The organism is Flammeovirga aprica JL-4 (assembly GCF_012844305.1).
Taxonomy (GTDB): Bacteria; Bacteroidota; Bacteroidia; order Cytophagales; family Flammeovirgaceae; genus Flammeovirga; species Flammeovirga aprica.
Window position 1 is genome coordinate 16,312 of sequence record NZ_JABANE010000014.1, and the last position, 26,860, is coordinate 43,171.

The window sequence follows — 26,860 nt, forward strand, 5'->3', positions numbered from 1 at the left end:
GATTTTCTAGAATCCTAAATTAACTCCTAATAAGAATGTTGTTGGACGAGGATAAACATTGTTGTCAATACCTCCGTCAACTTCTGGATCTAAACCTTTGTAATTTGTGAATACTGCAAGATTGTTCACAGTAGTATAAACTCTCAAGTTGATTGCTCCTTGTGCCACTTCTTTGAAGTTGTAACCTAACATTAAGTTGTCCAATCTTAAGAATGTAGCGTTTTGAACATAGTAGTTAGAGTACTTTTGAAGTGTTGTACCTGTTACGAATCCAGTTTCTAGTGCATCTCTTGTTACGTTGTTCCAAGTACCGTTTTGGTTGACTCTATCCAAAACACCATTCACTGAATTTACGTTGTTATAGACGTAGTTATTAAATCTAACACGGCCATTCAAACTAAAGTCCCATTGTTTCCAAGCTAAGTTAGTATTGAAGCCCATGAATACATCTGCTGCTGGATCTTGGAATCTGTAACGGTCACCTTCTGTGATTTGTCCGTCACCGTTTCTATCCACAAATACACCTTCAATCGGCTTACCGCTATTATCATAAACTTGCTCCAATACAAAGAAAGAATTAGAAGGGTAGCCTACACTGTGTACTTGGATATTCAAACCAGTACCACCTGCAATACCTCCTGTGTAAACACCGTCATAACTAGGATCGTCAGACGCTTGAAGTTTTGTAATCTTGTTTTGGTTGTAAGTTAAGTTGAAACCTACATTCCAGTTCAATTTTGAATTGTTGATTACTTTCGCATTGAAGTTGAATTCAAAACCTCTGTTTTCTAAGTTACCGATATTCGCTAATACTTGGTTGTTCAAGTTAGAACCTGCAGGAACCGGTGTCACGTTCAATAGATCGCTTGTATATCTGATATAACCATCTAAACTACCAGTAAAACGGTCATCTAGGAAACCGAAGTCAATACCTGCATTGTAAGTAGCAGTGGTCTCCCACTTGATATTGGCATCATAACCGTTTGGTCTGTAAGTCTGAGAGTAAATTGGTGATCCATCAGGATTTGTTCCCACTTGCACATCAGCAGTTGTTGTACTCTGCGTATAAAGTGGCAAATAAGGATAATCACCTTGGTTGATATTCTGCTGACCTGTAAGACCATAGCCCAGTCTAAGTTTTAAAGTACTTACTTTATCCGAAGTATCTAAGAAACTTTCTTTCTTGATGTTCCAAGCTAAAGCAAATGCTGGGAAAAGACCCCATCTTGTGTCAGGAGAGAATCTAGAAGTACCATCATTACGTACAGTCACTGTCAATAAATATCTATCCTTGAAAGTATAATTTAAACGACCAAAGAATGACACTAGATAACTTTCTGTACTGTAAGGTGTAAATGGCGTTTTCTCAATAGTTCCATCACCATTGGTTGCAAAATCACTTCCTTTACGGTAGAAGTGCTGCCAAGAATAACCTAACATCACATCCACTTTTGACTCAATTGAAGCAATGTCTTTTACGTATTGTAATGTGAAGTCTAATAACTCCGTTCTCTTTTCTTGATCAAATGTTGATCTGAAACCTTTATCTGGGAATGTAGCTTTTAAGCTATCTTGCTGAATGTTACTACCATCCGACCAAGAATAGTCATAACCTACATTTAAATTTGCTTTTAAATCTGGGAAGAAATGCAATTTATAATCCAATTGCATATTACCAATTGATCTTCTTACATCTGAAGTGTTATTGGTGTACTCCAATCTTGCCACAGGGTTTTGAGTTGCCAAAACAATAGGATTTCCTGATGCATCAAGCCATGTAAAATGTCCGTAATCCCATGGAGAACCATCTTTTACAGGTCTTGTAGGATCAAAACTTACTGCTTCACCGATAGCACCATTGTCAGCGAATCTATTTTTCACTAACATACCTTTCAAGTTCAAGTTCACTGATAAGTGATCATCAAAGAACTTTGGTGTTAATGAAATATTACCTGTAAATCTTTCAAGGTTTGAAGTTTCAAGAATACCATTCTGATTCGTATAACCAACTGAAACTCTGTAAGGCAATTTATCAGCAGCAGTACCTGCTACACTGACATTGTGGTCAGTTGAAACTGCACCTTTGATTACCTCTCTTTGCCAGTCAGTACTAGCTGTACCTACCTGATCTGAAATATTAGGATAAAGCTGTTTTGCTAAAGCTGAATACTCTGATCCACCAAGCACATCAATTTTACCGTTTGGAACAGCATAAGAAACGTTACCTGTGTAATCTATTTTAATTTTACCCTTAGAACCTTTTTTCGTGGTGATGATAATTACACCATTCGATGCTCTTGAACCATAAATAGCTGTTGCTGATGCATCTTTTAGGACTGTAAATGTTTCAATATCGTTCGGGTTAACGGAGTTCAATGGGTTTTGCATACCTGCAACACCTTCACTGTCAATTGGCACACCATCAATTACAATCAATGGATCATTAGATGCAGAAAGAGAAGAACCACCACGGATACGGATTGTAGAGCCTGCACCCGGAGCACCACCTGTAGTAGTGATGTTTACACCGGCTACTTTACCATTCAATAGATCCTGAGGAGAAGTGATAGCACCTTGGTTAAAATCATTTGCATTTACAGTTTCAATGGATCCGGTAGCATCTTCCTTTTTCACACTACCATAACCAATTACAACTACCTCATCAAGCTGTTCTGCATCCACTTCCATCTGAAAATCAATAATTGATTGATTACCTACCACAATGTCTTGCGTTTTGTATCCAATGTAGCTTACTGATAATGTTGTTTCTCCTTCAGAAAGAGTGATTTTATATTCACCATCAAAGTTAGTAGTTCCACCTTTTGTAGTACCTTTTACTAATACAGCTACTCCCGGTAGTGGGTCACCATTTTCATCTACTACTTTACCACTCACGGATCTCTCTTGGGCAAAAGTCACTAGAGAGAACATAACAAGCAGCATTACTGTAGCATAACGCCATGTAGAATTAATGCTCATTTTCATACTTATACAGTTAGACAAATAGACAAGTACTTTCCTACTCTATAATTCTTCCTGATGCAATGAAAAATAAGGGCTTGTTCCATTTAACACTCTTATTGAAAAATAGGCTTCAGAACAATTACATATTAGAAAAGTACAATTCAGCAAATCCATTTAAAATTTCATTGCTTACGCAAAATAGCTACTTAATTATTTAAGACAAAATGATATTTTTTTAGTTTTATTAAATTTTATTCAAATATATACATGCAAATAACACCTTACATAGTAAAGAGCACAACTTTAACAACAGCATATTTTATATTTAAAAGTCGATTAATCAGCATTATATTTTATTAATAAATGTTTTTACAACATTTAAATACTTTTTAACACTATGTTAATGTTTAACAAATTCCTTTGTTTTTGTTGAAAATAGACAGAAATATTACATTGCACACAACACAAAAAATAAAAATCATTTTTAGCGAAAAAACACAAATTTAGAATCATTTGCATTTTTCAATCGGTTGCGCCGATTAAACCTTTTTTTACGATTAGAATAGGTCGTTTCATAGTTATTCTATATCTTTTCAAAAAACAGTACAATTTTGAACGAAATCAACGATAAAATTTAAGTATGAGAAAAGGGCAATACACGATGCAAGACATCGCCAATGAACTTGGTATTTCCAAATCTACTGTTTCGAGAGCTCTAAAAAACCACCCAGATATCAGTCAAGATACAAAAGATGCTGTACACAAACTTGCAAAGGAAAAAGATTATCAACCTAACTCCTTAGCATTGAGCTTAAGGCATAACAAATCTTTTGTACTGGGTATCATTGTTCCTGAAATAGTCCATGACTTTTTTGCTAACGTAATTTCCGGGGTTCAGAAAGTAGCTTATAATGAAGGGTACAATGTTATGATCTGTATTTCTAATGAATCAACAGAACAGGAAATTGTAGATACAAAAGCTATGTTCTCTAGCAGAGTAGATGGATTACTTATCTCAAGAACCAAAGAGTCTAACGATTTATCTCATTTAAAAAGCATTGTCAACAAAGGAGTACCTTTGGTTATGTTTGACCGAGTATCAGAAGAACTTGATGTAAGCAAAGTAATCACTGACGATTTCCAAGGGGCTTATATGGCCACAGAACACCTTATTAAACAAGGATGTAAAAACATTATTCACTTAAGCGGTCCTGATAACCTTGCTATTGGTAAAAATAGAAAAAATGGATACCTGGCAGCATTGAAGGATTACGAAATTGAAGTGGATGAAAATTTAATCATTTCTTGTCCAAAAGGAGACCTTGAGGAAGGCAAGTCAACCATGTTTGACATCATTGAGAAGAAAATAGAATTTGACGCAGTATTTGCAAATAATGATGTAACGGCTATCGGGGCCATGAATGCCGCCAAAGAAAAAGGGCTTTCGGTTCCACAAGATGTTTCAGTGATCGGTTTTGGAGACTGGCGCTTATCACAATTATTAGATCCACCATTATCTTCTATCGAACAATCAGGGATAGATATCGGTATTACTGCCGCGAATCTATTGCTTGAACAAATTCGAGCTGAGGAAAAAGATGAAGAATTCAAACCAAGAACTGAGGTTGTAGAAAGTCATCTTATTAAAAGAGGGTCAAGTATTCACGTTTAAGAATCTTATCAGAAACAAGAAGGAGTAATTGAAAGTTCTTCACGATTTTTAATTCTTTTTCATTGTTATGGTACTTATAAATAAGAGAGATTTATCTTTTCAAAAAACGAGTTGTCAAAAAACAGCTCGTTTTTTGCTTATTGGGGGTTAGAATTTATATTTTTATGATCATAATACTGTTGTAAAAAAAAGCAGTCAGTTGAGGTTATCATATCAACCATCACTTTCTACTTTTTAAGAGCATATTTGGAATATATATTTTACAAGAAAAATTCTCCATTTTAAGTTGTGATTAAATTAATCAACTCACGTTCTAAAAGGGCGAATTTTACTAAAAGAGATGTTTCAATCATGTTCTAAGTACAAAGTCAAAAATAAATTATAGTTAACTCTAATTTATTTTTTGTGAGTACAACGCTAAAAAAACGTATTAATAGTGGTTCTATTGAAAGTTTTTTGAAGGAAGTAATCGCAAAATAATAAGTAGAATTAATATTAGATAATTTTGAATTTGTACTTAAATAAAACATTTTACTCTTTTATCACTGCACTCTAATGACAAAAGCACTTCTATATATAGCTGTCTTATTCATAGTTTTTCAAGCGAATGCCCAACAATATAATATTACTAAGTTCACGATTAATAATGGACTGGTTCAAAACAATTGTGTTGCATTACAGCCAGGAAAATATGGAAGTATTATTATCGGTACAATTGAAGGAGGTATAAATATCAACAACAGTCAATCATTCTACACGATTGATTCTAAGAAAGGCCTTTCCAATAATTTCATTTTTGATTTTGCCAATGATGAAAATAAAAATGTGTGGGTGGCTACTGCCAATGGTGTGAATTTGCTATCAGATCGTAAAGTCAGTAATTTTCTCATTAATGACAGCATTCCTTTTGGCGTAAGAAACATTGATTATAATATTAAAAACAAAGAAGTATGGGGAATCACCACTTCTTTTGACTTATTTCTGCTAAATCCAAAATTCAATAAAAAAACATTTCATTACCCTTTACGAAAAAACACTAAGTATTCATGCATATCCACAGACACATTGGGCAATATGTGGATCGGCACTATAAAAGAAGGAGTTTTGATTGTGAAGGATGAAAAGGTAAAACGACATATCCGACTACCGGGCAATATTAAAACGATTCAACACCTTAAAAATGACAAGGTAGCTATTGGTACAGATAATGGTGTATGGATTCTGCATAATGATCAGAATAAACCACCCGTTCGAATTTTAAATAGAAAAAAAATTCTTTCTTTATTCGAAAGTAAAGACGGAATGTTATGGGTAGGCACAAGAAATAATGGTGCTTATGTTTTTCAAGATGAAAAAGAAATTCGTCACCTGAACTATAAAAACGGGCTTGACAGACATATCAACAGTATTTGTGAAGATGAGGAACACGGTATATGGTTTGCAACTCCAAACGGACTCTTCCGATTGAATAACGATATTTATACTTTCTTTGGAAAAGGTGTAAAAATCAACGGAAAAGTGCTTGATACTTACCAATGGAAAAACAACACATTATTTGTAGGCACTGAAAATGAGATCATTCTATTAAAAGATGAAAAATTCAGTAAGAAAATCGAACTGCCTGTTTCAGTTAGGTATTTGAATATGATTGAGAACTTTGAAGATCACCTTATTATTGGTACTGACAAAGGTGTTTTTCGATATTCAAATAATCAATGGGTAAAACTTACTGATCCCTCACACGAAGAATTTTTAAATAGTCCCACCTCCTTTTTCAAAAAAAATGGAAAGCTCTATGCTGTTTTAATCAATCATATTTTTGAAGTAACAGATTCTTCACTGGAATATGTAAAAGATTACTCCAAAGATTTAAGAAGTTCGAGAGTCTCAAAAATTGTAATTTCACCTAAGGACTCTACTTTATGGCTAGGTACTAGAGGAAGAGGTTTGATTCATATTAATAATGATTTTGAAATCATCAACACCTTCCAACCCAACAATAAATCACTGCCCTCCAATTATGTGAACGATCTGGTTTTTGACCAACTTAACAACCTATGGATTGGCACTACTGGCAGTGGGCTCTGCAAACTTCATGAAGGGGCTGATATGGCCATTTCATTTCAAGATGAAAAACTATCCTCTACTAATATTTACTCCGTTGAGGTAGATAAAAAAGGAAATATATGGGCCGGAAGTAATAATGGCATCAATCATTTGGTGGGCTTGAATAATGATATTGTAAAGGTAGAAAAATATGGCACTGCAGAAGGTTTTAATTCATTGTCTTATACTAAAAGCAGTGCTTCAAAAGATAAAAATGGCAATTTGTGGTTTGGTACTGACAACGGCGTCGTGAAAATCAACCCGATTAAAAGTGTGTACAGTATGGTGCCTCCGGTAATTGTTTTTGAGGAACTGCAAATGTTTTCTGAGTATTTCCCTTGGGAAGATTACAGTGATGGTCTTGACAAGGAAACTCAACTTCCCATAAACCTTCAATTACCGAGTAATTACAATCACATTACCATCAATTTTGTAGGTATTTCTATGAATGTACCTTCAAAAATCCGCTACAAATGGAAACTGATTGGTTATGAGGAATATTACCATCCTCTTACAGAAAATAGTCAAGCTATCTATTCCAATCTTCCCCCGGGTGATTATATTTTCAGCCTTCAAGCTGTAAATGCCAGAGGAATTGCCTCCCCTATCAATGAGCAATTCCAGTTTACTATCGAAAAGAAGTTCTTCCAGAAAAGAAGTGTAAGAGCCATTATCACAATACTTATTATTGTCTTTATCTTCTATCTTTTCTACTCTTCTTTAAGGAAAGAAAGAATTAAGAAGGAAACGCTTCAACAAAAGGTGGATGAAAGAACACAGGAATTCAGAAACGAAAGAGAGAAAGTTGAAAAGGCGAAAAATGAAATTGAAAAGAAGAGTAATCAATTAAGGGAAATCAATGACAGAATGCAAGGCAGTATTAAATATGCTGCCAATATCCAAGATGCGATTATCAGTTGTGACGGTACATTCCCTAAACTTTTCCCGAAATCATTCAACCTAAGTATCACCAAAAGTGAAGTAACAGGAGACTTTATATGGATCAGAGAAAATTCAAAATACATTTTTCTTCTATTGATTGACTGTACCAATCATGGTGTGCCTGCCGCTTTTATTTCTATTGTAGGAAATCAGCTACTGGACGAACTGGTAAGGGACAATCCAAATATCAGAAGTGCAGATTTATTGACCAAATTGGACCAAAACCTTAAAATCGCTTTAAAAATTCATGAAAATAATGAAATCAGTGATGGTATGGACGTTGCGGTTTGTAGATTTGAAAAAGGAACAAGAAACTTGAATTTTGCTGGCGCTAGAAGACCCCTTATCATTATTGAAAATGGAGAACTGAAAACCATCAAAAGCAACTTCTGCAGTATCGGTATTATTTTTAACGATGTAAAACCTGAATTTGACAACTTTGACTTTGAATTGAGTGAAGATGCCATCCTTTATTTATTTTCTGATGGTTTTTCTAGTCAATTTAATGCCAAGGGTGAAAAATTTAAAAAGGTACAGTTTAAAAATTTACTTTTTGAGTTATCTTCGCTTCCGTTTACAGAACAATGTAACACACTTTATTCAACCTTCCATAAGTGGAAAGAAGGTATTGAACAAGGGGATGATATGATGGTAGTTGGATTCAAATATGAAACAAATTATGCTGAAAGCAAAAGGGATCACAAAATCATACGGGAAACTGAACGTATTGAAGGAGATTGACCTAGAGATAAAACAAAATGAAATAGTATCCATTATGGGTGCTTCGGGTGCTGGAAAAAGTACTTTATTACAAATATTGGGTACATTGGATTTTCCAAACACGGGCAAAGTGTGGATCAATAATACTGAAGTTACTTCTTTGTATGGTGATGACTTGGCCAAATTCAGAAATAATAAGATAGGATTTGTATTTCAATTCCATAACTTGTTGCCTGAATTTACGGCACTTGAAAATGTATGCATGCCTGCTCTTATTGCTGGTAAAACAATGGATGAAGTGGAAGGCAAGGCCAAGGAACTTATGAAAAAGCTTAACATTGGCAATAGATACAATCACAAACCCACTGAAATGTCAGGTGGTGAGCAACAAAGATGTGCCATAGCTAGAGCATTGATCAACGACCCTCTGATTATTTTTGCAGATGAACCAAGTGGTAATCTTGATTCAAACAATGCCGAAGAACTTCATAAATTATTTATTGACTTAAGAGACACAATGAACCAAACTTTTGTGATTGTGACTCATAATCATCAATTGGCAAAAATGGCCGACAGACAGTTATGGATCAGTGATGGCACAATGAACTTAGATGAATCTACACTATAAAGCTGTAAATGAGCACTGATGACAATGCAAATAATAAAACTGAGGACCAAGAGGAAGTAAAAAAGAAAGTCCGCAAGAAAAGAAGTCTAGCAAGGCGGCTGACCAATCTTTTTATAGCGTTTCTGATCACTTTTGTAACGTTGTTTCTCAGTCTCATTGTCAGTATACATATCATATTACAGTATTATCCAGATGAATTTGTCGGGGTAGCCATCAAAGAGAGTGTTTCAAGGGGTACAAAACAGAAATATGCTCTAGATTATGATAAAATTAATGTAAAGCTTATTTCTGGATGGTCGATTCATGATTTTCTTTCCAGTGGTTCTATTACGCTGATCAACCCAAGTTTCCTGCCCGACAGTTCTTTCGTGGCATATAATGACAGTATTCCTTTTGGTGAAAAAAAGAACCTTGTCAAGATCAATCTTAGAAAATTTGAATTACAAAATTTTTCTATATTAAGAGCTGTTTTTCAAAAGGAAATTTACATTGGCAATATCCTCTTAGATTCGGCAGATATTGAAATTCATAAACATAAAATTGTCGGTCAAAGCAAAAAGGAGTCTTTTGGAAACAGAACGCTGACAGAAACGCTCAACAGTTTATTTTACCAGAATAAAGAACATCTCAGAAGATATAGAGTAGGCAACATAAAAACTGTCAACTCTTCTTTGAATCTTTTTGATCATACACAAAAGATCAAACAGCAAGTCACACTGAATGAGATATCAACCACCCTGAAAGATATTTACCTCGATTCACTCACCTTAGAACAGAAAATTTTACCTGTTCATATTGGTGACCTGGAATGTAATACCCGAAATATAAAATTAGAACTTAAGAACTCTCCTTTTGGTATCAGTTTAGGTAAGTTGGATTTCTCCTCCGTTGATAGTTCCCTGCTGATTTTCAACACATCGATATATAGAATTAATGAAGGTGTTGGAGAAAAAATCCCTATCAACAATGCTACAATCCCACTGCTATCTCTTGAAGGTATAGATATTGACCGCTTCCTTTTTGACAGCAGTATTTACATCAATAAGTTCTCTATTGTAAAACCTCAGGTTGAGCTGAAATTTCATGCAGATGCTCGAAAAAAGAAAAAAATCACACCTAAAAAGCCTCAACTTCCAAAATTCTTAAGAGATATTTTCATCAAAGAGTTTCATCTTGAAAGTGCTAAGATACCTTTTGAGACCAATAAATTAGGCAAAAGACAAATCAATGACATCTCTATTAACCTTGATGATATTGTTATTAATAATAAAATATTAAAGCAGAAAATTCCTGTTGATTACAATTTCTTTGATATAAAGCTTAAATACCAGAGATGGAATTTCAACAATAAACATTACGCCAAAGTTGGAGGACTTTATTATCATTCAAAATGGCAAAAGCTTTACTTGTATTCTCCTGCTTACAAGCCTATCAAAAGTGTTCCTGACTCCACTTCTCAGACTTACATTAGTGCTCAAGCGAAGAGAATCACATTAAATAGAGTGGATTATAATTTCTTTCTTCAAAACCCGCTGGACTCCCTTTTTGCTTACAACCACCTACTCATCGATGATTTAAAGTCTGAAATATGGCTCCCTACACATCCTGTTGAAAAGGTGAAGAAAGAAAAAAAGAAGCAGAAAAATATAACTGTGGCACTCAACTCTATGCTTCTTAAAAATGGGAGTGTAAAAGTAAATATCCCTAAGGAAAACGAATATCAGGAGCAACTTACTATTCAAGACATAGAATTGGATATCGATACCTTAAAACTCCCTCTTCAAAATCCTAAATACTTTGATCTTTATAAAGCCAATGTGGACTTCAAGGATATTGATTTGCCACAAATCAGTAATTATGATTTCCTGATAGAAGAAATGGCTTTTACCACTAATGACAGTGCTCTTGCCATCGCAGGCTTAAATATATCTACTGTTGACTCTACTCAAGCGCCACTGAATATAGAAAGCTACATTCAAGGAATACACTTCAGTGAGGTTTCATGGCGTAAGTATTTGTTTTCTGATTCACTTATTATCGATAATATCTTCATAGATATCCCAAGTTCTGACATTGAAATACCACTTAAAGAAGCTATTTCCTCTGCTCACTCGATTACGAAAGATAGTATCAATAAAGCATCACCTAAAAAAGGAGTTCCATTTAAATACCTTTTAGTCCATGATTTTCACCTGAGAAAAGGACCACTTTCTGTCACTAAAGAAAACTTGGGTCTTTTAGGAAGAAGTGAAAGCATGGGTGTAGATATTGTAGATTTTTCATTGGAAGAGAAAAAAATTGACTGGGAGGATATTTATTTTGTAGTGGAAGACATTTACGCCCCTATCCGATCTATCAATCACAAGTCTTCTATTGATAAAATTAGTCTTAATGTAGAGAAACAATCACTGAAGATTCAAGGTGTTTCCCTCGCCCCTACTGAACAAAACAACAATATGTTTATCAAAACTTTGACAGGTATAAACAACGTTGACATTGAAGGGCTTGACCTGAGGATGCTGAAAGACATCCAACAATTAAACGCTGACAACATCAACCTTAATGGCGTTAGAGGTGTGTTTGCCGTTGATGAAAGATTCAAACCTGAAGGAGATACTACTTCTACTAAAGAAAAAATACAAAAAGAGTTTTTGAAGTATCTAGGCATCGAAAACATAAAACTAGAGCTTGATGACTTTGCGATGCTGCACACTGATAATAAAGGACAGGAAAGTTATCTCACATTTTTTGGTGGAGAATTGAATGTCAACCAATTAAGATCTCAGACATCTTCTACTAAATATATTGGGAAAATCAGACCAAATCATATCTACATGAAAATGAAGGGACTACAATTTGAAAGAGATGCATCCCCCTATGTCGTTTCTTCCAGCGAACTTGTAGTTGATTCTGGAGGTGACTCTATTATGATTTCAGAAGCTAATATTCTCCCTAAAATGGGTTCAAAGTCTGTTGGGATTATAGATTCTCTCTTTTTGCTTCAAGTAGAAGAACTTAAAATAAAAGGAGCGGGTTTAAAGTCTTTTGCTTACAATAAAAAAATCGATATTGACACCATTTATACTAATAATATAAGCTACCTGAATCCTGCCAAATCAAAGAAAGTAAAGAAGACAGGCACTTTTGCAGAGAAAAATTTCCCTAAGGAAAAAGTGATCGCTCTTTTGGATGAATTTGAAAGTATTTCTGTTGATTATATTCAAGTAGACAGCAGTTCTGTTTCCTTCAGAAGTTTGTCAAAAAATAATAACAGAAAGAATATTTCGCGTTTGATGAGAAGAAAAAGGACGGAAACTCCATTAAACAATACTGAGTTAAGTCCTAAGGAATTAAATAAATACAGTAAAAAAACGAATAGAATCAGCAATAGCAAACGCTTATCTAGGGAGAGGAAAGAAATGCTGATCAATGAAATTCTTGCAGAAACAAAAGGAAACCCAATCGATGTTTACACCCTTTCTCCTACTGAGGATTCTTTAGAACGCCTTGAACATCAGAAATCTTTCCAGAGTGTATATAATGAAAACAGCATAAAGGATATCAACCTCAAAATTGATGGTATTTATATTAACCAAGAAACTGTACAATCCGAAAGAGATTATGTGGAATTAGGTCAGATCGATCTAAACCTTGGTAAAAACATTTTCAATTTGAATAATGGTATGTACGCCATTGGTTTTGATTCCTTGAATTTCAATTCTCATTTCGAAGACATTTACCTTAAAAACTTTGCTTTAATACCGCGCTATTCTAAAAAACTGTTTGGTATTGTCAATGAATATCAAACCGATAGAATAGAAATCAGTATCAACGATCTCCTTTTTAGAGGCTTCCACTTCAAAAATTATTTCTTCACGGATGACATTCATTTGAATGGTGTGGAAATAGACCGTTTAAACCTTTCGGCTTACCGAGATAAAACGGTGCCTGTCGATCCTTATAAAAAGAATCCTAAAATGATTCACACCATCTTTGAAGAGACACCTTTAACGTTCAAACTTGACACTATCACAATCACAGATAGTCATATTAATTATGAAGAATATAAGGGTAATATCAGAGCAAGATCGGAGGATCAGGAACTAGAAGGGAAATCTGGTCAATTCCAATTGAATGATTTTACGGGACAAATTTTCAACATCACCAATGATACAGCAAAACTATCTACTGACCCTTACATGGAAATGTATGTGAAAGGAATTTTGATGGAAGAAGGCGGTCAATTGAAGATGTATTTCAGAATTCCTCCTTTAGACAGTTTGGGAACCTATTATTACGAAGGTGAGGTTGGGCAAATGGACTTGATCAAGCTGAATCCGTTGGTAGAAAGGCTTGAATTAGTAAAAATAAAAGATGGCAATCTCAAACGAATGTATTTCAAAGTGTTAGCAGACGACAGTGTTGCTATGGGAAATATGCAATTCAGGTATAAAAACCTGGAAGTGGATGTATTGAAAGACAAGGCAAAGAAAACTGGGGAATTAAAAAGAAGAGCATTTTTGAGTTCGGTTGCCAACTTATTGATCAGAGAAGAAAACCCTCGTTTTCCATCCATGAAACAGGGGCATATTTATTATGAAAGAGACACAACAAAGTTTATCTTTAACTTTTGGGTGAAATCAGTGCTAACGGGGGTGGCAAGTACACTTTCACCGCTAATGGAACCAGAAATACCTAAGAAAGATAAAGCAACAAAAATGGAAATTAGGTATATTGAGAAAAATACTAAACGAAAAAATAGATTAAACGGTCCTTTAAAAAAGGTCTACTAGATTGTACTAAAATGAAAAAATATCTTTACATCGGCATAGGCGTTATTGCATTTATTTTCTTCTGCTGGCTTTTCCCTAAAGTCAATAGAAGAACAATCACTGCCACAGTAAACAAAACAGAGAGAATAAGAGGTTCTGTTCAAAATGGTAAGCAAAAACTGGATAAATACCTTATCTACACTCTTGATAAAAACGACAGACCTCATACTTTTGAAAATACCGACACATGGATTTGGTTTAAATTCAACTCTTCTGATGTTTATGCTAAAATTCAAGACGGAGAAACTTACGATTTCAGTATTGTAGGATTTAGAATACCAATTCTCTCCATGTATCCAAACATAATTAAAGTTGAAAAAGTAAATCAATAATTAAACTCAAATTTTTTAATCATGAAATTTCCAATCATCAATTCATTAATCACTATCTTCTTGATCGCAGGATTCTATTCTTGTGGCACATCATCTGAAAAGAAAGACGATCACTCTCATCATCAACAAGAAGAAAGTGCTTCACACAGTCATGATCATGGACATAGTCACAAAGCTGAAACAATGACACTTAGTGACGGTAGTTATAAAGTTGACACTGAGAAAAGCTTTATCAAATGGACTGGTAAAAAAATTACAGGGAGCTCACATTTCGGAAAACTGAAACTTGCCTCTGGTACTGTTGCTGTAAGTGGATCTCAAATCGGCACAGACAGTGAATTTTCTGTGGATATGACAACAATTACGGTTGAAGATATTCCTGCAGACGATGCTAAAAATGGCAAATTAAAAGGTCACTTAGAAAACGATGACTTTTTCAGCACAACTAAGTTCCCAACAACCACTTTTAAGGTGACTCAGATTGCTAAAGGTGAAAAAGAAGGAATGATCAATGTAACAGGAGATCTTACCATTAAAGGAATTACAAAAAGCATCTCATTCCCTGCACACATCATGAATCATGACGGCACTTTGCATGCTATGGCTGATATTGTTTTCAACAGAGCTGAATTTGATATTAAATATAAATCTAGCTCGTTCTTCAGCGATTTAGGAGACAAAGCTATCAATGATGATATAGAATTGGAATTGCATTTATATGCTCAAAAATAAAATTATTTACCCTTAAATTTTTCCTTAAGTCACATGTACTAAATGGAAATCAAGAGGATTTAGGTCTCAAAATTGGACTTTAAGTGTAAAAATTCCACTAAATTACAATTTTTACATTTTTTCTTGGTTTGTTAATATTTTTTTTGTTATTTAGTACATGAAAACAGCAATAAGAAATAGTTTTTGGGTTATTAAAGGAATTAAAAAGGTCTTCACTTTGTGAAGGCCTTTTTTTAGTTAACAATTCCGATTTTTAAAATGTATGACTGTACTATTTTCAGAAAATAATGTCTAAATGAATAGAATAACATTCTTAATTATTACTTTGCTTAGTATTCGTAGTTGTTTTCACTATGTTTATAGCATAATTAGTAATAAGTAGCTGATCACAATTAAATATAGTTTATAAATGTAGAATGAATTGAACTCAGGTAAGGCAAAATTTTTCGTCCTAGCCATAGCTAAGACGAAAAATTTTAACGAAACCTGAGTTTAATTCAAATGCATTTAAGCTATAGATAATTTTGAACAGGTACTTAAATAGGAATAACCAAATTCTTATTTTCAGCAATTGCATTTATAGCATATCCATTAAGTGCAGTTCAATTTTTACATTACACCATTGATCTAATGAAATCCAATTTCATAAAAGTACTTATTACTTTATCAATAACCCTTTGTTTTCAACTTGAAGCAACGGCACAAAATTTATTACAAACTGACAGTACTTTACATCCTACAGACACCTCTGAAGTAAAAACAAAGAAACAGTTACGGAAAGAGGCAAAGGAAAAGAAGAATTTAAGGTTTAGTATTTTAGGCGGACCTGGATACACTCCTGATTATGGCTTTCTTATTGGGATGAGTATGCTGTTTACATTTAAAACAGACACTACCGAACCAGACTTAAAAAGATCCGTGGTTCCTATTGCAGGGGCATGGTTAAGTTCAGGTGGTTTTAACCTCATTGCTAAACCGCAATTGTTTTTCAACAATGACAGATTAAGGTATTTTGGTCAGGTGCAGTATAGAAATAATTATGACAACTATTATGGCGTTGGCTTCAGTACTAATGAAGCTACACCAAGAAGTGATTCAACAACTCAATTTTTCCAGAACTCAATTTCTGTAAATGGCTCTTTTCTTTTCAGATATAAAGAATCAGATTTCTTTATCGGGCCATCTTTTGACGTGACCTACAGAGATCTTTCTGAAATTGCCGCAGGTATGGCCACAGACCCTACTTATATTGCTCAAGGAGGAAAAGATGATGGTATGTCAATTTGGAATGTAGGTATTGGATTTGAAATTTCTTATGATACAAGGGATATACCTGCAAACGCTTGGGAAGGTATCTATTTTGACCTTACTACAAGGTATTATGACACATGGTTAGGCAGTGACACAAGGTGGGGTTTTGTATCTGCGGAATACAGACAGTATAAATTGTTGCCGTTTTTAGGTGAGCGAAAAGTATTGGCATGGACAGCAAAAATAAGGTCTTCATATGGTGATGTTCCTTTTACAGATATGTCGTTAATTGGTTCTCCCTTTGACCTAAGAGGATATTATTTAGGGCAATACAGAGATAAAACATCTGCTTTTGCAATGGCTGAATATAGAAATATGTTTAACTCTAAATCAAAACTGGTTTCTAAACTTGGATTTGCCGTTTGGGGAGGTGTAGGTATGGTAGGGCCTGACCTGATCACTCCAGGTGGTGTGCTTCCTAACTTTGGTGCAGGTTTAAGGGTAGAAGTTCAACCGCGTATGAATTTCAGAATTGATTTAGGTAGAGATCCTCTTGCGAATCAAAACCTAGTTTACTTTAATATGACTGAAGCTTTCTAATGAAAAAAGTAGTTTCTTAAAACAAGAAAAGGTAAGAGGATGAATTAAAAACACCTCTTACCTTTTTTATTTATAGCCTTTCAATAATCATGGCTGAGGCTCCTCCTCCTCCATTACATATTGCAGCAAGCCCTTTCGTTCCTTTCTGCTGTTGAAGCACTCCATTAAGCGTTACAACAATTCTGGTACCTGATGCGCCCAAAGGATGCCCCATAGAAACTGCTCCTCCATGTACATTCACCTTATCCAATGGAATTCCTAATTCCTTTGCAAAAGCTAGCGTCACAACTGAGAAGGCTTCATTCACTTCAAAGAAATCAATTTCATCCTTCGTTAAACCGGCCTTCTTCAATGCCTTTTCCGCTGCAACAGGTGGTGCTATAGTAAACCACTCTGGCTCCATCGATGCATCCGCAAAAGATACAATCTTTGCCACCGGTTTCAATCCCAATCTATCTACTGCACTTTTACTTGCAAGAATAACCGCTGCAGCCCCATCATTGATTGTAGAAGCATTTGCTGCAGTAACAGTCCCATCTTTTGTAAATACAGCTCTTAGTGAAGGTATTTTCTCAAATTTCACTTTTTTAAATTCTTCATCCTCCATCACTACCAAAGGATCTCCCTTTCTTTGTGGCACGCTTACAGGAACAATCTCATTTTTGAAAAGCTGATCACTCGTGGCCATTGCTGTTCTTTTATAAGAATTGATAGCAAACTCATCCTGTTCCTCTCTGCTTATTTCACAACGTACTGCAGTTGCATCGGCACAGACGCCCATAGGCTGATTATTATAAGCATCAGCAAGACCATCTCTCACAAGACCATCTAAAAGCTGTCCATGACCATAACCGTGACCATAACGCCCTTTAGGAACATAATAAGGGATATTGGACATTGACTCCATGCCTCCTGCTACTACAATTTGATTATCACCCAACATAATGGATTGAGCACCTAGCATGATTGTTTTCATCCCTGAAGAACATACTTTATTGATAGTAGTACAAGGAATATCATTACCAATACCTGCTCCTAATGCAGTTTGCTTAGCAGGTGCTTGCCCCAAATTGGAAGCGATAACATTGCCCATATACACCTCATTGACTTCCGAGGGATCAACATCCGCTTTCTCCAATGCTCCTTTTATAGCAAATGATCCTAGTTCTGTAGCTGAAAAAGAGGATAATGTACCTCCAAAACTCCCTATTGGAGTTCTTACCGCCGAAACGATATATACTTCTTCCATAGTGTTTAAATAATGTGTTGTTTAATTTATTGGCTGTTTGGTTGTAATTGATGTAAGCTGACTTGGCAACCTACAGAAATACAAAATGTGATTTTTTATAATGTCAAATCAACACTTGATGTATTCCAGATCTAATTTAGAGCTATTTTCTTGAATCAGCTATTTTTTGGGCAAAAAAAAACTGTTACATAATCGAGTTATGTAACAGTTTTGTTGGAATAGGGATATCAATTATCTAGACGCGAAATTGATGTTGAAGATTGCTCTGATTTCGAAGTTCGAAGGAGCAAATTTAAGTTCACTTTCTCCCTCACCATATTTAACAGCTGGGATGATATGATAAACAGCAGCTAATTGGAAGAAACCTAAGTTCATACCAACTTCTGGAGCTAAACCAAATGTAGATTTTGTATCAAAAGCACTAACAGGAATAACGTTGTACATACCAAGACCTAAACCAACGTGAGGTCTAACTTTATTCTCACCGAAGTGATACTTACCTTTTAAAGAGTAGTTTCCGATACCTGTAGCTTCAGTATTATCTGAATCTCCATCAGACTTTAAAATTGCTGCAGCTGATGCAAATTCAACACCTACTGAAATTTTAGGATTGATATTGTAATAGAAGTTTCCTAAGAAGTTAAAACCAGTACCATTTGATTTAGTCTCTTGACCAAGGAAAGTTGTTTTAGCACTCATAAATGAAGCACCAGCTCCAATACCGATAGTGAATTTTTTATCTTGTGCGTTTGCTGATACAATAGACGCTAGAGCTAAAAGTAAAACTAAGATTGATTTTTTCATTTTAAAAATTAAATTTGTTGCTTTTAGTTATAAAACAATAGTTTAAAAAAATTTGTTAATTCCAACACTGCAAAATTTCAGATTGTTCACAATTAAAGCAAATGATTAATCTTTTTTTTCATCAACTTATTCTTTTTGTCCTATTTTATCTTTTTTTTTGAATAAAATTCTAATGTATTTTGCGTAATTTATTCGAATTGACAAATATTTAAAGACGCAAAAGCATAAAAATTAAACACTGAAATCTAATAGAAAAATAGGTATCATTCCGGAATTCTTGAATTTATTATATTTTCTAAAATGTCATACTAATTGAGAAAAATAGTATTATCAATAGAATATTGGATTAGAGCTAACCCGTTTGAATTTCTAAAAGTGAAAATAAAAGACATAAAAAAAAGCCGACAACATTGCTGTTATCGGCTTATCGAATCACAAGTGATCCGACCAGGACTCGAACCTGGAACCTACTGCTTAGAAGGCAGTTGCTCTATCCAGTTGAGCTATCGGACCATCCTTAAAAGTTCTTCTAGTCGGGATGGCAGGATTCGAACCTGCGACCCCCTGGTCCCAAACCAGGTACACTAACCGGACTGTGCTACATCCCGAAGAATTCCTAAGAAGGAATGGTATTTCAATTGTGATCCGACCAGGACTCGAACCTGGAACCTACTGCTTAGAAGGCAGTTGCTCTATCCAGTTGAGCTATCGGACCATCCTTAAAAGTTCTTCTAGTCGGGATGGCAGGATTCGAACCTGCGACCCCCTGGTCCCAAACCAGGTACACTAACCGGACTGTGCTACATCCCGATAAGTTTCTTTAAAAGAAACATTAAACAAAAACAGTGATCCGACCAGGACTCGAACCTGGAACCTACTGCTTAGAAGGCAGTTGCTCTATCCAGTTGAGCTATCGGACCATCCTTAAAAGTTCTTCTAGTCGGGATGGCAGGATTCGAACCTGCGACCCCCTGGTCCCAAACCAGGTACACTAACCGGACTGTGCTACATCCCGAATGTGTCTCTCAAAAGGACTGTTTTTGTTTAACGCGGTGCAAAGGTGTAGGTATTTTTCTAACTGTGCAAGTATCTTTAAAACTTTTTTCTGTCAACCAATGTAAACGTATTATTTCTCAAGGAATTAAATGTTAAAATAAAATGAATAAATTATTTATTTGCCTTTAAAAGACGGTATCCAACCACTCTATCGGCCCTATCACCCGGTCCTCGGTAGTAGACTAAAATCTCATATTCATTCTTTGTAAGGTTAAAACTTCCCTCAATTTCTACATCATCACGTGTCATATTAGAAGTATTAACTACTGTATACATATAATCATACCTTCCTTGTTTCACAATTGCTGACCCAACATAAGCTTTTTGTCTTGCATCATACACTAATTTATTTTCTTCACTTAACTGCCATTGTGAAAAAGCTCCATAAGCATAAACATCCCCGACATATTGTGTTTCCGATTTTAAAGTAAAAAACACTTCCATGTAATCTGACTCTAGCCAATAGTCCCTTTTTCCAAAAGCACCGATCACATAGCCCCCATTATAATCATTCTGCTGTTGGTTGAATGCCTTACGGTTTCTAACCAAATCCGTTCTCAGTCTCACTTTCCTAAAGTTTTTCATAATATCAGTAGAGGATACGGCTGCACCACTCGTATTTACACTGCTTGTTTCAAACACTCTAAACTCATTGCCTCCCATAAATGCGTTCTCCCCATCATAATAACTGTAGTCCAATACATTTTCATGCCCTCTCACAAAACGAGGTTGCATATTTACAATGGGGTTATCCCACCTCCCATTTTGAAGGATTGTTACAGAAAAATCTTTTTTGGGGTTTACAACAGTCAACCCTCCATAATTCACCGTAAAATCGATCTGCTGCATCAATCGACGGTCACTTCCTCTCATGTCCACCATTTTAGAGGCAATGCTTGCGGTCTTTTCATACACCACAAATCGTTTTGTGACAATTATGTCCTCTTTATCTCCTTCATGATATACCTTCAATAAATAATTTCCTGAAATATTAACTTTAGGCAATTCAAAAATAAAGTGCACGTAAGGCACACTAGTATTCATCGAAAAATCAAACTCATTCAATTTAAATGAGTTGAACCCTGACATATATTCAATGGGCAGAAGCTCCGATTGGGTCCAGTCTTTATTACAATGTATTATTTCTGCTTCATAATAATCTGCATCATCTCCAAAGAGATCAAACTCCAAAACTAATGGAAACTGTCGTGCTAAACTTACTACTGGAGCATTTAGCTGAGGAATACTTTTACTTCCACCTTTAGAGTACAGCTGTACAGTTCTTACATTAGGATCGTATACAAAATCAGAATATTTAATTTCTTTATTACTATAATTTTCTGATGTAACAATCTCCCATTTCGCAGGTTGTGCTTTTACTATAGTACCAACAAGTGAAATGAAAATAAAAAGGGGAAGTAACTTAAGCATGTTGTTTGATTTAGATTTTATAAACTACGTTTAGCAATTTAAGATAAAATTGAATCAGATTTTGGACAAAACTGTAAAATATTAATAGTAGAATGCACATCAGCCTCTAACACCATATAAAATTCTTCATTTAATTCAATTCATAGTCGAAAAATACAATAAGTGAATAATTATTCATATTTAGAATCATTCTCAATAAGTGTTTTTATTACGTTATTTCACACGAAATCAAAGTAGTTGTGCTTTAGGTAATTATATTTAATCAACTATTTACATTTAAATATTTGTAAATACGCATTGAAAGTACTTTATTAGCAATAAATACTCTGCTTGCATAACATTTTTACATAGTAAGTAGTTAGGTATATACAATAAACACACATAACTTTTTAAGCATTATGATTCAGATTGTGCAACAGCTCGCTTTTGTAGCCGCAATCGGTTTTACAGGATATTTGGTAACCAAGAGAGCTACATTTATTTATAAAAATATTTTCCTTGGAAAGGATGTAGAAATAAAAGGAGATCCACAAAAAAGGCTCGGCAATATGTTTCGTCTTGCCTTTGGTCAACAGAAAATGTTTGACAGACCGCTGGTAGGTTTGATGCACTTTGCCGTTTACGCCGGGTTCCTTTTGATTAATATTGAGGTGCTTGAAATAGTGCTGGATGGCCTTACTGGGCAACATCGTATTTTTGCCAACGTTATTCCTAGTTCTATTTACCATTTCATTGTAAGTTTCTTCGAAATAATGGCATTGGCTGTTACAGTTTCTTGCTTTATTTTTCTTATTCGAAGAAATGCGTTGAAAATCCCTCGTTTCCATATGGCGGAAATGAAAGGATGGCCTTATAGAGATGCAAACATCATTTTGTATGCTGAAATCATATTAATGACAATGCTGTTCTCTATGAATGCATCTGATGCTGTACTTCAACAAATGGGCAATGACCACTACCCTGTTGTGGGAACTTTTGTAATCAGTCAATTCCTTGTCCCTCTTTTCTCTGGCCTTTCTGAAACTGCTTTGGTGGGAATTGAAAGAACAGCATGGTGGGTACATATATTAGGTATCTTTGCTTTTTCAGTTTACATCACCTACTCGAAACACCTTCATATTTTCTTAGCTTTCCCAAATACTTATTTCGCCAAGATGGAACCAAAAGGTAAAATGGAGAATATGGATTCTGTTACCAATGAGGTGAAAATCATGTTGGGGATGCCTGTTGATAATGCAGATCAAGGTGATTCTGATGAGATGCCTACTTTTGGAGCTAAAGACGTTCAGGATCTTACTTGGAGAAATGTGATGAATGCTTACTCTTGTACAGAGTGTGGACGTTGTACTTCTCAATGTCCTGCCAATATTACGGGTAAAAAACTTTCTCCTAGAAAAGTGATGATGGATGTAAGAGATAGAGCGGAAGAAATTGGCAAAAACAGAGATGCAAATGGCGGTACATTCCAAGATGATGGTAAAATGTTGTACGGCGATTATATTTCGAAAGAAGAATTGATGGCGTGTACTTCTTGTAATGCTTGTACGGAGGCCTGTCCTATCAATATTGACCCTCTGGGTATTATTTTAGAAATGAGAAGATATGTTGCCATGGAAGAATCAGGTACACCTCAAGAGTGGAATATGGTTTTCCAAAACATTGAAAATAATCAAGCACCATGGGCTTTTGCTGCTAGCGATCGTTTCAAATGGGGTGAAGAGCTAAGAACGCAAGAGGTGAAGAAGAAAGAATCGACTGACATCAAAGCCTAATCAATCTATTTACATTACAAAAAGACACACATAAATATGACAGATACAAATTTCTTAAAAGTACCGACCATGGCTGAAATGGTGGAGCAAGGAAATCACCCTGAAGTATTATTCTGGGTAGGTTGTGCCGGTTCTTATGATGATAGATATAAAAGAGTAATTACAGCTTTTGTAAAAATACTCAATGAAGTTAATGTAAATTTTGCGGTTTTAGGACCAGAAGAAAGCTGTACAGGAGACCCTGCAAGAAGAGCTGGAAATGAGTTTCTTTTTCAAATGCAGGCCATGCAGAATATTGAAGTGCTGAATGCTTATGAAATCAAGAAAATTGTCACTGCTTGCCCTCACTGTTTTAATACCATCAAGAATGAATATCCTGCTTTAGGTGGTAATTATGATGTTGTGCATCACTCTGAATTTCTTCAAGGATTAATCAATGAAGGCAGATTAACAGTAGATGGCGGTGAAGCTTTCAAAGGAAAGAAAATCACATTTCATGATTCTTGTTATTTAGGCAGAGCCAATGACATCTACCAAGCACCAAGAACTGTTATTGAAGCTTTGGATGCTGATTTGGTAGAAATGAAACGCTGTAAAAAGAACGGCTTGTGCTGCGGTGCAGGAGGTGCTCAGATGTTTAAAGAACCTGAGCAGGGTAATAAAGATATTAATATAGAACGCACTGAAGAAGCACTAGCAACTGGTGCTGAGGTAGTAGCGGCTGGCTGTCCATTCTGTATGACCATGATGAATGACGGCATTAAAAATAAAGAGAAAGAAAAAGAGGTGAAAGTGATGGATTTAGCAGAGCTTGTCGCCGAATCAAAAGGATTATAACCGTTACCAATTCAATTCATTTCATTGTTAAGGAGTCTGAGAAGGCTCCTTTTTTAATTTCATGTAAAACACTTATGCATCAAATCTGTTCAAAACATTGAAAAACTAAGTGTATATTGCATAAAAAAAGAGTTATCAAATGAAAAGTTTAAATCAGTTACCGGATTCTTCCCGTATTTGGATTTACCAATCAAATAGAGCCTTCACCACTGAAGAGCAAGAAAATATCTCATCACTACTTACACAGTTTATTTCCACTTGGAATGCACACGGGAGTGATTTGGATGCAGGTTTCAGTATTGAAAAAGGGCAGTTTATCATTATTTCAGTAGATGAGAAAGTTCACGCAGCTTCAGGTTGTTCTATCGACAAATCTGTTGGAGTGATCCGTTCCATTGAGTCATCATTAAATGTTTCTTTATTTGAAAGAACAACTGTAGCTTACCTTAATACAGATGAGGAAGTTGCCACTTTCAAAATGAATGAAGCGAAAGGAATGGTAACAGACGGCTTGCTTACACCTTCTACTTTTATTTTTGATAACACAATCCAAACGTTGGGAGATTTCCGTTCAAGATGGATTGTGGAAGCTGGCAACTCCTGGCTGAAAAGATATTTTAAAATAACGGTTTAAGAAACCAATAAGTGACTATTACTATAAGTAGTCACTTTTTTTATAAAACCATATATTTATACGTTACATAAGTACAAATTCAAAATTATCTTATACTAATTCTATTTATTATTTTGCGATTACTTCCTTTTAAAAAACTTTCAATAGAACCACTATTAATACGTTTTTTAGCGTTGTACTCACAAAAAATAAATTAGAACTAACTATAACTTATTTTTGACTTTGTACATAATAGCTTAAACCTAGTGTTATGAATGAAAGAAACTTATTAATCGTCAGTACATCCACTGTACACGGAAAACCTTATCTATCGTATTGTGAAGAAACAATAAAATCTTTCTTTGAAGGAGCTAAAGAGGTAATTTTTATACCTTATGCTCGACCTGGAGGAATTTCTCATGATGAATATACTGCTATTGCCGCTAAGAAATTCAATGAATTGGGTTTCAAAATGAGAGGCTTGCATGAGTTTGAAGATCCTAAATCTGCTTTGGCGGTTGCCTCTGGAGTTTTCACAGGTGGTGGCAATACATTTGTTTTATTAGATCAATTACAAAAACTTGGATTGATTGAAACCATCAAAACGAGAGTGAGCGAAGGCATGAAATACATGGGTACAAGTGCAGGTTCTAATATCACAGGACTTACTATCAACACCACCAATGACATGCCTATTGCACACCCTGAAACTTTGGACGCTTTAGCATTAGTTCCATTCAATTTAAACCCTCATTATCTTGATCCAGATCCTACTTCAAAACATATGGGAGAAACAAGGGAAACCAGAATCAAGGAATTCCACACTTACAATAACCAAATTGTAGTGGGACTTCGTGAAGGCTCTTGGCTAAGAGTGGAAGGTGAATACATCCGTTTAGAGGGACCTCTTTCAGCTAGGATCTTTGAGCAAGGCAAAGCACCTTATGAATTAACACCTGAGGATGATTTCAACTTCCTTTTAAAATAAATACAAGTATTAGGATCATTAAAACAATTCATGCTCTGAGGTTTAAGAAACTCAAAGCAATGTTATAATGATCCTAATTTTTTTTAATAGATCTCTCTATTAATAATAAAAACCCTATTTTCGCTTTCAACATATATAATTATCACTTATAATTTTCATTGTAACTACTCTATGTGTTTACACATAGTATTCTATAAACTGCTTTATGGACAATTATTACGACATATTAGGGATCGATAAAAGTGCGGATAAGAAAGAGATCAAGAAGGCGTATCTAACATTAGCCAAGAAATATCATCCTGACGTCAATCAAAGCGATGAAACTTTAGAGGAAAAATTCAAGCTTATCAATGAAGCTTATGATACCCTTTATGATGACACTAAAAAGTTTCAATATGACAATGGTTTAAATTATTTCTCATTCCATAATTCTACAACTGCTGAAACTTCTTCGACTACTAGAACTTACACAAGAGAAGAAAATCAGAGAAGAGAAGAATATAAAGCTCATGTTGCAGAGGAAACCAAAAAAGAAAAAAGACAATTTAAGAAATACGTTCCTTTTATGGTGGGCGGTTATGTTGTGGCTATGATTGGTTTCATCTCTTTTTTCGTACATCGCCAGAGTAAACTGGCGGACGAGGCCTATCATTCTGCCTTAACAAATCTGAAAGAGAATAGAACAAGACAAGCACAGCAAGATGCCAAACAGCTGTTTGAATACGAAGATTACCAAAGAGCTGAGCTAATTCAAGGATGTATAGAGGTAATATTGAAAAAACCATCTTCTGCATTGTTCCATCTACAGAAAGTGGAAAGTGAAATGGATGAAGAAACGGCTTTTGCTGGTGATTTGTATTATTATAAAGGCAGAGCTTTATATCTAGACGGAGACGGTGTAGGTGCTGTAGAAGCTTTCGAAAAAGCATACAAGTATAATAATGGAGATGATGCAGTTGATTTTTGGCTGGGCAAGACCTACAATGACTTACTTTTAGAATACGGTAAAGCTTCAAAAGCATTTCAGAAAGTAACCAAAGAAAGTAAGTTTTACGAAGAAAGTATATTAATGACAGGTGTTGCATTGCAAAACGACCGTCAGTTCAGCCTTTCTCAACAATATTTGCTTGAAGCATTAAATTTCAAGAAACACAAAGCACTCGCCAACTATTATCTAGGATGGCATTATAAGTTGGGGGTCAAGAATGCAGGCAAGGCTTGTATTTATTGGGAAACTTCTGCAAAGCAAGGATATGCAGAAGCCCTTTATCAATTCAGAAGGCATTGTCAATAATCCATGACAATGCCTTCTCCATTTAAAACAGACTGTT

General features: G+C 35.1%; 16 protein-coding genes and 6 tRNA genes. 12 read left to right on the forward strand and 10 right to left on the reverse strand.

All coding sequences use genetic code 11. The features are described 5' to 3' along the window. Positions 1–6: 6 nt before the first annotated feature. Positions 7–2,979: a SusC/RagA family TonB-linked outer membrane protein gene (locus HHU12_RS07080; protein ID WP_205959807.1), complete on the reverse strand. Its 2,973-nt coding sequence runs from the start codon at positions 2,977–2,979 to the stop codon at positions 7–9. Positions 2,980–3,604: 625 nt separating this feature from the next. Between HHU12_RS07080 and HHU12_RS07085 the strand changes: the two genes are divergently transcribed. The 7 genes from HHU12_RS07085 to HHU12_RS07115 all read left to right on the forward strand — a co-directional run bounded on the left by HHU12_RS07085 (position 3,605) and on the right by HHU12_RS07115 (position 16,779). Then, on the forward strand, positions 3,605–4,636 hold the full coding sequence (locus HHU12_RS07085; RefSeq protein WP_169656058.1) for a LacI family DNA-binding transcriptional regulator: 1,032 nt from the start codon (positions 3,605–3,607) through the stop codon (positions 4,634–4,636). A 555-nt stretch (positions 4,637–5,191) separates the two neighbouring features. Continuing rightward, positions 5,192–8,425 (forward strand): two-component regulator propeller domain-containing protein, encoded by a 3,234-nt coding sequence (locus tag HHU12_RS07090; RefSeq protein WP_169656059.1) that lies wholly within the window; start codon positions 5,192–5,194, stop codon positions 8,423–8,425. Continuing rightward, a complete protein-coding gene (locus HHU12_RS07095) occupies positions 8,364–9,032 on the forward strand; it encodes an ABC transporter ATP-binding protein (RefSeq protein WP_169656111.1) in 669 nt (222 codons plus the stop codon). The genes HHU12_RS07090 and HHU12_RS07095 overlap by 62 nt, the downstream gene beginning before the upstream one ends. 8 nt (positions 9,033–9,040) lie before the next feature. Next, on the forward strand, positions 9,041–13,825 hold the full coding sequence (locus HHU12_RS07100; protein ID WP_169656060.1) for a hypothetical protein: 4,785 nt from the start codon (positions 9,041–9,043) through the stop codon (positions 13,823–13,825). A gap of 11 nt (positions 13,826–13,836) precedes the next feature. Next, positions 13,837–14,196 (forward strand): DUF1523 family protein, encoded by a 360-nt coding sequence (locus tag HHU12_RS07105; RefSeq protein ID WP_169656061.1) that lies wholly within the window; start codon positions 13,837–13,839, stop codon positions 14,194–14,196. A 21-nt stretch (positions 14,197–14,217) separates the two neighbouring features. Further along, positions 14,218–14,928 (forward strand): YceI family protein, encoded by a 711-nt coding sequence (locus tag HHU12_RS07110; protein ID WP_169656062.1) that lies wholly within the window; start codon positions 14,218–14,220, stop codon positions 14,926–14,928. Positions 14,929–15,558: 630 nt separating this feature from the next. After that, a complete protein-coding gene (locus HHU12_RS07115) occupies positions 15,559–16,779 on the forward strand; it encodes a BamA/TamA family outer membrane protein (protein WP_169656063.1) in 1,221 nt (406 codons plus the stop codon). Between the two features lie 70 nt (positions 16,780–16,849). Here HHU12_RS07115 and HHU12_RS07120 read toward each other — a convergent pair whose 3' ends face one another. From HHU12_RS07120 to HHU12_RS07160, 9 genes are all read right to left on the reverse strand, one after another. Continuing rightward, complete coding sequence (locus HHU12_RS07120; protein ID WP_169656064.1) at positions 16,850–18,028, reverse strand: acetyl-CoA C-acyltransferase; 1,179 nt, start codon at positions 18,026–18,028, stop codon at positions 16,850–16,852. A 231-nt stretch (positions 18,029–18,259) separates the two neighbouring features. Further along, positions 18,260–18,832: an outer membrane beta-barrel protein gene (locus HHU12_RS07125; RefSeq protein ID WP_169656065.1), complete on the reverse strand. Its 573-nt coding sequence runs from the start codon at positions 18,830–18,832 to the stop codon at positions 18,260–18,262. Between the two features lie 439 nt (positions 18,833–19,271). Further along, a tRNA-Arg gene (locus HHU12_RS07130) sits at positions 19,272–19,345 on the reverse strand. 20 nt (positions 19,346–19,365) lie between these two features. Then, a tRNA-Pro gene (locus HHU12_RS07135) sits at positions 19,366–19,440 on the reverse strand. A gap of 33 nt (positions 19,441–19,473) precedes the next feature. After that, positions 19,474–19,547: transfer RNA gene (locus HHU12_RS07140), tRNA-Arg, on the reverse strand. A 20-nt stretch (positions 19,548–19,567) separates the two neighbouring features. Continuing rightward, positions 19,568–19,642: transfer RNA gene (locus HHU12_RS07145), tRNA-Pro, on the reverse strand. Between the two features lie 36 nt (positions 19,643–19,678). Then, a tRNA-Arg gene (locus HHU12_RS07150) sits at positions 19,679–19,752 on the reverse strand. A 20-nt stretch (positions 19,753–19,772) separates the two neighbouring features. Then, positions 19,773–19,847: transfer RNA gene (locus HHU12_RS07155), tRNA-Pro, on the reverse strand. Positions 19,848–19,999: 152 nt separating this feature from the next. Further along, positions 20,000–21,319: a type IX secretion system plug protein gene (locus HHU12_RS07160; RefSeq protein WP_169656066.1), complete on the reverse strand. Its 1,320-nt coding sequence runs from the start codon at positions 21,317–21,319 to the stop codon at positions 20,000–20,002. Between the two features lie 398 nt (positions 21,320–21,717). Between HHU12_RS07160 and HHU12_RS07165 the strand changes: the two genes are divergently transcribed. The 5 genes from HHU12_RS07165 to HHU12_RS35600 all read left to right on the forward strand — a co-directional run bounded on the left by HHU12_RS07165 (position 21,718) and on the right by HHU12_RS35600 (position 26,823). After that, complete coding sequence (locus tag HHU12_RS07165; protein ID WP_205959808.1) at positions 21,718–23,091, forward strand: 4Fe-4S dicluster domain-containing protein; 1,374 nt, start codon at positions 21,718–21,720, stop codon at positions 23,089–23,091. Positions 23,092–23,127: 36 nt separating this feature from the next. Beyond that, the gene (locus HHU12_RS07170) at positions 23,128–23,928 is read left to right on the forward strand and encodes a (Fe-S)-binding protein (RefSeq protein ID WP_169656067.1); all 801 of its coding nucleotides are present in this window, start codon (positions 23,128–23,130) and stop codon (positions 23,926–23,928) included. 139 nt (positions 23,929–24,067) lie between these two features. Further along, on the forward strand, positions 24,068–24,562 hold the full coding sequence (locus HHU12_RS07175; RefSeq protein WP_169656068.1) for a hypothetical protein: 495 nt from the start codon (positions 24,068–24,070) through the stop codon (positions 24,560–24,562). A gap of 250 nt (positions 24,563–24,812) precedes the next feature. After that, the gene (gene pepE / locus HHU12_RS07180; protein WP_169656069.1) at positions 24,813–25,529 is read left to right on the forward strand and encodes a dipeptidase PepE; all 717 of its coding nucleotides are present in this window, start codon (positions 24,813–24,815) and stop codon (positions 25,527–25,529) included. A gap of 205 nt (positions 25,530–25,734) precedes the next feature. Next, positions 25,735–26,823, forward strand: coding sequence for a J domain-containing protein (locus tag HHU12_RS35600; RefSeq protein ID WP_169656070.1), 1,089 nt, complete (start codon positions 25,735–25,737; stop codon positions 26,821–26,823). The last annotated feature ends 37 nt before the right edge of the window (positions 26,824–26,860 follow it).

Bases quoted from the DNA above. Each gene is read 5' to 3' on its own strand.
- HHU12_RS07080 (WP_205959807.1), bottom strand. From the start codon at position 2,979: ATGAGCATTAATTCTACATGGCGTTATGCTACAGTAATGCTGCTTGTT.
- HHU12_RS07085 (WP_169656058.1), top strand. From the start codon at position 3,605: ATGAGAAAAGGGCAATACACGATGCAAGACATCGCCAATGAACTTGGT.
- HHU12_RS07090 (WP_169656059.1), top strand. From the start codon at position 5,192: ATGACAAAAGCACTTCTATATATAGCTGTCTTATTCATAGTTTTTCAA.
- HHU12_RS07095 (WP_169656111.1), top strand. From the start codon at position 8,364: ATGCTGAAAGCAAAAGGGATCACAAAATCATACGGGAAACTGAACGTA.
- HHU12_RS07100 (WP_169656060.1), top strand. From the start codon at position 9,041: ATGAGCACTGATGACAATGCAAATAATAAAACTGAGGACCAAGAGGAA.
- HHU12_RS07105 (WP_169656061.1), top strand. From the start codon at position 13,837: ATGAAAAAATATCTTTACATCGGCATAGGCGTTATTGCATTTATTTTC.
- HHU12_RS07110 (WP_169656062.1), top strand. From the start codon at position 14,218: ATGAAATTTCCAATCATCAATTCATTAATCACTATCTTCTTGATCGCA.
- HHU12_RS07115 (WP_169656063.1), top strand. From the start codon at position 15,559: ATGAAATCCAATTTCATAAAAGTACTTATTACTTTATCAATAACCCTT.
- HHU12_RS07120 (WP_169656064.1), bottom strand. From the start codon at position 18,028: ATGGAAGAAGTATATATCGTTTCGGCGGTAAGAACTCCAATAGGGAGT.
- HHU12_RS07125 (WP_169656065.1), bottom strand. From the start codon at position 18,832: ATGAAAAAATCAATCTTAGTTTTACTTTTAGCTCTAGCGTCTATTGTA.
- HHU12_RS07160 (WP_169656066.1), bottom strand. From the start codon at position 21,319: ATGCTTAAGTTACTTCCCCTTTTTATTTTCATTTCACTTGTTGGTACT.
- HHU12_RS07165 (WP_205959808.1), top strand. From the start codon at position 21,718: ATGATTCAGATTGTGCAACAGCTCGCTTTTGTAGCCGCAATCGGTTTT.
- HHU12_RS07170 (WP_169656067.1), top strand. From the start codon at position 23,128: ATGACAGATACAAATTTCTTAAAAGTACCGACCATGGCTGAAATGGTG.
- HHU12_RS07175 (WP_169656068.1), top strand. From the start codon at position 24,068: ATGAAAAGTTTAAATCAGTTACCGGATTCTTCCCGTATTTGGATTTAC.
- pepE (WP_169656069.1), top strand. From the start codon at position 24,813: ATGAATGAAAGAAACTTATTAATCGTCAGTACATCCACTGTACACGGA.
- HHU12_RS35600 (WP_169656070.1), top strand. From the start codon at position 25,735: ATGGACAATTATTACGACATATTAGGGATCGATAAAAGTGCGGATAAG.